The following is a 6,961-nucleotide window of genomic DNA, read 5'->3' as shown; positions in this document are numbered from 1 at the left end:
GGGGCCTCTTGATGCATGCAAAACCGATCACCGCTGCACCGCCACCATCATCGTCCTCTGGCATCCTTTCAACTCGTTCACCCTGAACTCGTCGGAAATTTCCCTCTGTTTTCCAGGCTTTTACACGTGGTGCGCCATGGCTGTTTAAAGTCGAATCGCGTTACGTCCCGATGCCTACAAATCCTTGCGCCGCTGCCTACCGGTACGCCAGAATCCGCCTGCTTGTGCGGCTGGCGGGCGGTCGGTAACTTGGTTCGCGTCACTGATTTCCAGTGATCGGGTTTAGCAGCCCGGCCTGGATTGACCAACGGTTGCACATGTACCTTCCAGTCAGGCTTCGCCTGCACTTGATGGTGGCTGTGCGCATGGCACCCTCGGGTGAGCCGGGTTTTGGACTTCCTACCGGTCTGCTAAGGAATACGCAAGCCATCGTGCAGACGTTTGATCATTGCCAGACTCAGCTTGCGCTTGCGGTTCAATACTTCCGAAACATGGCCACTGGTGCCAATAAAGGACTCGAGATCCCGCGGCGTCAAGCCTTGCTGATCCATACGGAATTTGATGGCTTCAATGGGATCAGAGGGCGGCATCGGAAAATGCTGCTCCTCATACTTTTCAATCAGCAGAGCGAGAATTTCCCCAAACGTCAGACATGAAAAAACCGGCGACTGAGAGCCGGTTGGGCAGTAAGAATTTTTTAACCCTGCTGCAAGACCTTCAACGCCGCCGAAGCCAGAAACCCCGATCGGCTTTTCTCCTCAGGATGATGTAACACGTACTCATCAATGCGATTGAGCAAGTGCCCCGGCAGAGTGATGTTGAGCTTCTGTGCTTTGCCCAGGTATTTGACCACGTCGATATCCACTACCGCCCACGCACATCCGGCGTACTGCGGATTGGCGACATGCAGGCTCAATTTGCTGGCCGATGGAATCGGCGCACCGTCGTCTGCCAGAATTGCGAAATGACCTTCGATCGCCTCGCGCGCCATGGCGACAGCGTCATCAAGGTCGTCGCCGGCAGAAAAGCAGCCAGGAATGTCCGGCACTTCAACTCCCCAAGCGTGTTCCTCGTCGCCTATTGAAATCGCAATCGGGTAAAGCATGTTCGTGATCCTCCAAGGCAACGCTGAGAACGGATTCAGAGCATGGCCTGTTGCAAAATACTGATGGCCGTTTTTTTGAGCAGATCCTTTTTTGGATGCGGCACTGTTACCAATCCTGGTTTGGTTGGATGTTTGAAGTGATGATGACTGCCCCGAATACGTACCAGAAACCAACCGTCCGCGACGAGTTGTCCGATTAAAAAACGGCTGTTCACAACACCTCCCTGTGGTGTGCTTGGTGGTTACTATACCTACTGAATTCTACAGATCAATAGACTTGCTACCGTTCAGCCATTGTGGCGTCCGGCGAGGTGGTCAACCCAGTCTAGGCCGCGCGTGTTTGGAGGAACGATGGTTGTGTTGCAGTGTTTTGCGGTGACATTTACGCCGCAAAATGAAAGCAGATCGCTCAGCCAGTCATTGCGACTGATAGAGCGAGCTTACCCGTCGTTTCAACGAAGGAGGGCGACGTTGGTAGCGATCCTTCTCTGGATGATTTTCAGAGTCGCTGGGGTTCTTTTTGGAGCTGAAGGCTTTTCCTTGGAAATTGTCTTTCACCAACTTCCAGACACAAAAAAACCGGCCATCAAGGCCGGCTTTTTCTATTCCTGCATCCCTCGTCGGACAACACAACGCGAGATCAATATTCGGTGGAGCGGGTAGAGGGAATCGAACCCTCATCTAAAGCTTGGGAAGCTTTCGTTCTACCACTAAACTATACCCGCTCAGAGCGGCTGACTTTGTACCAGACTCGGCCACGGATTTGAAGTTTTCTTTTTCTCTGCGAGGGCTTTGCCGCGCAGAAATCGGTCGATCGCGAGCAAGGGCTGCGCCGGTGCAACAGGCACTTCAAGCTTGCAGCCTTGCCCGCGATGACGCTGTTTCAAATGGCCAGGGCATGGTGATCCTGCACAAACGAGTAGCGCGTTCGGCTGGCTTGCGGCGCAGGTTTCAGAAAGCCCAGCAGAGCGTTCTGGCTGTCGCGGCAGGCGGCTTTGTGCTCCATGTCGAGGAAGTGCCCGGTGGCTTGCAGGGTGGTGAAGCTGCTGTGCGCTACGTGATTGCCAAACAGGCGTGCGTCTTCAGCAGCGGTGTATTCGTCCCATTCGCCATTCAGGAACAGCACCGGCACGCTGATCTTTTTCGCCGCATTCAGATAGCACTGGCGATCGCTGTGCAGCACGTCGTTGATGTGAAAGTGCATCTGTCCGTACTCATGCTCGGCGAGGCTGCTGACATGGCGATAGTTGAAGCGCTTGAACAGCGACGGCAGGTGTTTGCCGATGGTGTTGTTGACCAGATGGCCGACCCGGTCGCCGTCGCGGCTGCCGAGGTAATCGACACCACGCTCGAGATAATCGAGCATGTGCGCATTGATCACCGGTGAGAACGAGCTGATCACGGCTTTTTCGATGCGCCGGGGCTGCTGGGCGAGGGCGACCAGAGTGGCGGCGCCGCCCCAGGAGAACGACAGCACGTGTTCGGCGGCGAAGTGATCGATCAGCTCCAGCAAAATCTGCCCTTCGACTTCCTTCGTCAGATGTTTCTCATGCCGGTTGTGGGCTTTTGAGCGGCCCGCGTAGGGCTGGTCATAGCAGACCACGTTGAATTGCGGGTGCAGGTTTTTCACGGTCTGTGCAAACGACGCAGTCGTGGCCATCGAGCCGTTGACCAGAATGATGGTCTTTTCTGCGGCGTCTGCGCGATAGAACTCCGTGTAAACCCGATACTGACCCTGTATATCCAGCACAGCGATTTCTGGCCTCATGTCATAAGACTCCTGGCAAGCAAGCGGGTATGCGCGCAATCGAGATTGCACGAGCTTTGTGACAGGTAGGCATACGCCTGAAATTTGCTGGCCCATGTCGATCCGGTACGGCAGGTCGACGGGTGTTGTTATTGGCGGGCAGATTGCCGGCTGAGGCGCAGCCCTTGAGGGCAGACGACCGACAAAAAGTTTCTTGGAAGTATGTGGTGACTCATCGGTCACATTTCGGCCGACGTCCTGATTCAAGCAGGGGACTCAGGATCACGCAAGTGCCGTCGGCGAATTGTTCGACAACTTCGGCTGAGCGGTCGCCGGCTTAGAACAAATGAATCTCTTCGGTGCGCAAAGCGCGGTACTCGCCCGGTTTTAGCGCGTGATCGAGGGTCAGTTCGCCGATGGATTCGCGGTGCAGGCGCAGGACTTTGTTGTTGAAGAAACCAAACATGCGCTTGACCTGATGGTAGCGGCCTTCAACGATGCTCAGTCGCGCCGAGCGTGGGCCGAGCAGCTCAAGCTGCGCCGGTTGCGTGGTCAGATCTTCGAAAGCGAAGTAGATGCCCTCGGCAAATTTAAGCGCGTAGCTCGGGTCGATGTGCTGTTCGGTTTCGACGTAATAGACCTTCGCCAGTTTGGTTTGCGGCTGCGTCAGGCGCCGCGACCAGGCGCCGTCATTGGTGATCAGCATCAGCCCGGTGGTATTGAAATCCAGACGTCCGGCGATGTGCAGATCGTCCTTGTGCGGTTCATCGAGCAGGTCGAGCACGGTCGCATGCTGCGGATCGCGGGTGGCACTGACGCAGCCCGGGGGTTTGTGCAGCATGAAATAGCGCGCCGGTTTGCCGCTCTGCAGCACCTCATCGTCGACTTCGACCCGACTGAATTCCAGCACCTCACTGTGCGGGTTGCTGACGACTTTTCCGTCAATCCGCACGCGCTTTTCCACCAGCAACAGGCGAACCTGCTGACGGTTGTAGCGGGGCAGATTGCTGAGGAAGCGGTCGACGCGCATGGTCAGGATTCAACGGACGAAGGGCCGCGCATCTTACGGGATCGGCCGCCGGCCTGCTTGCAGTTGCGCTTCGACCTGTGCGCAGCGCGGGCACAGGCAGGCTTGATTGCGCAGTTCGGCCGGCAGCGCTTCGAGCACTGCCGGGTCGATGGTCACGCCATAGCACCAGCATTCGCGGTCGGCGGTGCGCGGGTCGGCGAGGCTGCAGTCGTTGCGCGCACCGCAGGCCGGGCAGTGGTCGGGTTTGACGTCGTTATCAGGCATAGGTCGAGTGCGGCATTTCCATGCAGGTGCGGTTGCGCCCGGTTTGCTTGGCGCGGTACATCGCATGATCGGCCCGGGACAGCAGAGTGTGCAAGGTGTCATCGCGTTGCACGGTGGTGGCGCCGATGCTCACGGTCAGATGCAGGCTGTGGCCATCGTAGGCATATTTGTGTTGTTCGACGTGCTGGCGGATCTTCTCGGCAATTTTCTGCCCGGTCTCACCGTCGGTGTCTTTCAACAGAACGATGAACTCTTCACCGCCCCAGCGGCAGACGATATCGGCGTGACGCAGGCAACTTTGCAGGTCGCGGGCGAAACCGATCAACACCTGATCGCCAGCCATGTGGCCGTAGGTGTCGTTCAAGGCTTTGAAGTGGTCGAGGTCGAGCAACAACGCGGTCAGCGGCTTGGTTTCCCGTTGGGCCTCGTGCAGCGCTTGCGCGGCGAGGATGTCGAAGCCGCGTCGGTTCGGCAGTTCGGTGAGACTGTCGAGGGTGGCGTGCGCCTGAATCTTCGCCTGGAAGCGCTTGATCACTCGATTGAGCAAGGCCAGCACGATCAACGTCACCAGCAGGCAGATCAGCAGATTGAGATACAGCGACTGGCGGATCTCGCTCAGCGCGCCGTCCTCGCGTTTATCGACGAACAGGTACCAGTTCAACTCGGGGATAAACCGCACGTTGAGAAAATGCCCCTGGCCGTGGGTGGAATATTCGTAGCTGCCGCTGTGCGGCTTGGGCAACTGGCTGACCAGACTTTTCATGCTCTCCAGTTCGCCAAGACTTTGGCCGATGTGCGCGCCTTCCGGGCCACCCTCGGCACCGGTCAATACGAGGCGGCCGAAGGTGTCGACGAAGTACACGCTGCGTTGATAGCGCTGTTGATACTTGTCGATCAGCTTGATCACCGCGTCCACGGTGAGGCCCACGCCCGCAGCACCGATGAAGCGGTTGTGGTAGTCGTAGACCTTGTAGTTGATGAAGAACGTCAGGTTGTCCTTGTTGGCCAGATCCGGGTCGACGTTGATCTCGTACGGGTCCTGCATGTCGCGCACGCGGAAGTACCAGGTGTCGCGCGGTTCATCGACTTTGACCTGCTTGAGCACGCCTTTGGCGTGGTAGTAGGTGAGCGTGGCATTGGAAACGAAGAACGCCGTGTAGGCGCCGTAATGGGTCATGACCTCGTCGAGATAGCGGGTCATCTGCTCGGGATTCTGCTCGCCGTTGACCACCCAGTCGCGCATGAATGTATCGCGGGACATCATCGAGGAAATCAGGATCGGCCGGACCAGATCTTTCTGGATTTCCGAATAGACCGTGTCGGAGGTCAGTGGCAGTTCAGTGTTGACGATGTTGTCGCGGATCGACTCGCGGGACGCGAAATAGCTCAACAGCGAGGTGGCGAGAAACCCGGCGCCGAGCAGGGCAACCAGGGTGAGCACCAGTGAACGTTGCGAGTACAAGGGAGAACGAAGCGGCATGGCAGATCCGTTGGCAGTGGCCCGATGGGATGCATTCTAGTGGGATGGTCGGGAAAACACTGCGGGATTTGTGCCTGAAATGGCGGGAGATATGACGTAGCGGTGTGTCAGGGAAATCGCAGCCCCTCACCCCCCATCCAGCTCCCTCTCCCAGGGGAGAGGGAGCTGGATGGGGGGTGATGGAAAATCTGTGATCGACTCGGTATCAGCCAATGGCAACCGATGGACAATCGCCTCACCCTGGCCCTCTCCCTGGAGAGAGGGCCAGGGTGAGGGCGAGCTTTCGGATCAGCCCCGGGATGCCAGATACGCCCGCCATCCCCCCAAATGACTGATATCCACCGCACCCTCCAACCCATACGGCTCACAGATAAACCCGCTCTCCCAGCGCCCATCCGCCAGTTGCACCTTGCCCAGTCCCAGCGGCGCCGGAATCCCGGTGAGAAACGAGCCCAATTCGCTGCTCGGCAACTCCCAAACCTCCACGGCAATCGCCACGCCGCCATCCTTGACCCGCACCATGCCCGGGCGCAATGGCGGGCCGCCGGCGAGGGCGTGCAGTCGATAGTCCGGCGAACTGAACGTGGTTTCCAGCAAGCGCCCGCCACGCTGGGTCAGTTGCCAGTTCAGCGCCAGCCCTTGCAGGTGCGCGCCACACACCACCAATCGAGCGCGGTCATTGCGCGCAGGGGTCGTCGGAACTGGCAGGGCACTGTCCTGCCGGCGCTGCAAGGCATCGGCCACGCTTAACAGATACTGATCGGTAAATACCCGCCCGAACAACGTCACGCCCCAAGGCAAACCGTTGCTCATGAACGCGGTCGGCACGGCGACGGCGGCGTAGTCGAGCAGGTTCATGAAGTTGGTGTAATAGCCCAGTTCGGAATTGCGCAGCACCGGTTCGGCCGCAAGCTCGGCCAGGGTCACTGGACGGCCGATGGTCGGTGTCAGCACGCAGTCGAGATTTTCCAGAGCCTCGTCGCAGAGGGCCTTCAGTGCCTGCAATCGATATTGCGCGCGAAAGGTCTGCACGCCAGTCACTGCCGGAGCCTTGGTCAGCACCGCACGGATCACCGGCAGCACCGCTTCGGGGTTCTGCTCCATCAGCTCACCGGCGACGCTGTAACGCTCGGCGACCCACGGCCCGTCGTAGAGCAGGCGCGCTGCTTCGAGAAACGGCGACAGGTCCAGCTCGACGGGTTCGCCACCCAAGGCCTTGAGCCGTTCGATGGCCGCTGCGAACAGTTGCGGCCCCTCGCTGCAACCGAAAAACTCCAGATCCTGTGCCCGTGGCACACCGAAGCGAAACGGCCGCGGCGTGCCGAACGCCGAGCC

Annotated in this window: 7 protein-coding genes, 1 tRNA gene and 1 pseudogene; all 9 read right to left on the bottom strand. The window is 58.7% G+C overall.

From position 1 onward, the window contains the following. Window positions 1–410: 410 nt before the first annotated feature. Window positions 411–638 (bottom strand): annotated as a pseudogene (locus OQK_RS31005) (transcriptional regulator); the annotation flags it as partial. 59 nt (window positions 639–697) lie between these two features. Further along, window positions 698–1,105: a type II toxin-antitoxin system HicB family antitoxin gene (locus tag OQK_RS04415; RefSeq protein WP_016771298.1), complete on the bottom strand. Its 408-nt coding sequence runs from the start codon at window positions 1,103–1,105 to the stop codon at window positions 698–700. 35 nt (window positions 1,106–1,140) lie between these two features. Beyond that, a complete protein-coding gene (locus OQK_RS29045; protein WP_016771297.1) occupies window positions 1,141–1,320 on the bottom strand; it encodes a type II toxin-antitoxin system HicA family toxin in 180 nt (59 codons plus the stop codon). A gap of 436 nt (window positions 1,321–1,756) precedes the next feature. After that, window positions 1,757–1,830, bottom strand: a tRNA-Gly gene (locus OQK_RS04410). Between the two features lie 158 nt (window positions 1,831–1,988). After that, window positions 1,989–2,873 carry an alpha/beta fold hydrolase gene (locus OQK_RS04405; RefSeq protein WP_016771295.1) on the bottom strand — a complete coding sequence of 295 codons (885 nt, stop codon included), beginning with the start codon at window positions 2,871–2,873 and terminating at the stop codon, window positions 1,989–1,991. Between the two features lie 316 nt (window positions 2,874–3,189). Continuing rightward, window positions 3,190–3,882 carry a pseudouridine synthase gene (locus OQK_RS04400; protein ID WP_016771294.1) on the bottom strand — a complete coding sequence of 231 codons (693 nt, stop codon included), beginning with the start codon at window positions 3,880–3,882 and terminating at the stop codon, window positions 3,190–3,192. Window positions 3,883–3,915: 33 nt separating this feature from the next. Beyond that, the gene (locus OQK_RS04395; protein WP_016771293.1) at window positions 3,916–4,146 is read right to left on the bottom strand and encodes a cysteine-rich CWC family protein; all 231 of its coding nucleotides are present in this window, start codon (window positions 4,144–4,146) and stop codon (window positions 3,916–3,918) included. Beyond that, window positions 4,139–5,626: a sensor domain-containing diguanylate cyclase gene (locus OQK_RS04390; protein WP_016771292.1), complete on the bottom strand. Its 1,488-nt coding sequence runs from the start codon at window positions 5,624–5,626 to the stop codon at window positions 4,139–4,141. Before OQK_RS04390 ends, OQK_RS04395 begins: the two co-directional genes overlap by 8 nt. A 288-nt stretch (window positions 5,627–5,914) precedes the next feature. Further along, window positions 5,915–6,961: allophanate hydrolase-related protein (locus OQK_RS31000; protein ID WP_274380843.1), on the bottom strand; the 1,047-nt coding region annotated here is incomplete at its 5' end.

The organism is Pseudomonas sp. R62, from assembly GCF_000257605.1.
GTDB classification, from domain to species: domain Bacteria; phylum Pseudomonadota; class Gammaproteobacteria; order Pseudomonadales; family Pseudomonadaceae; genus Aquipseudomonas; species Aquipseudomonas atacamensis.
Note: the sequence above shows the minus strand (reverse complement) of the source record. Positions and strands in the feature narration are given on the sequence as shown.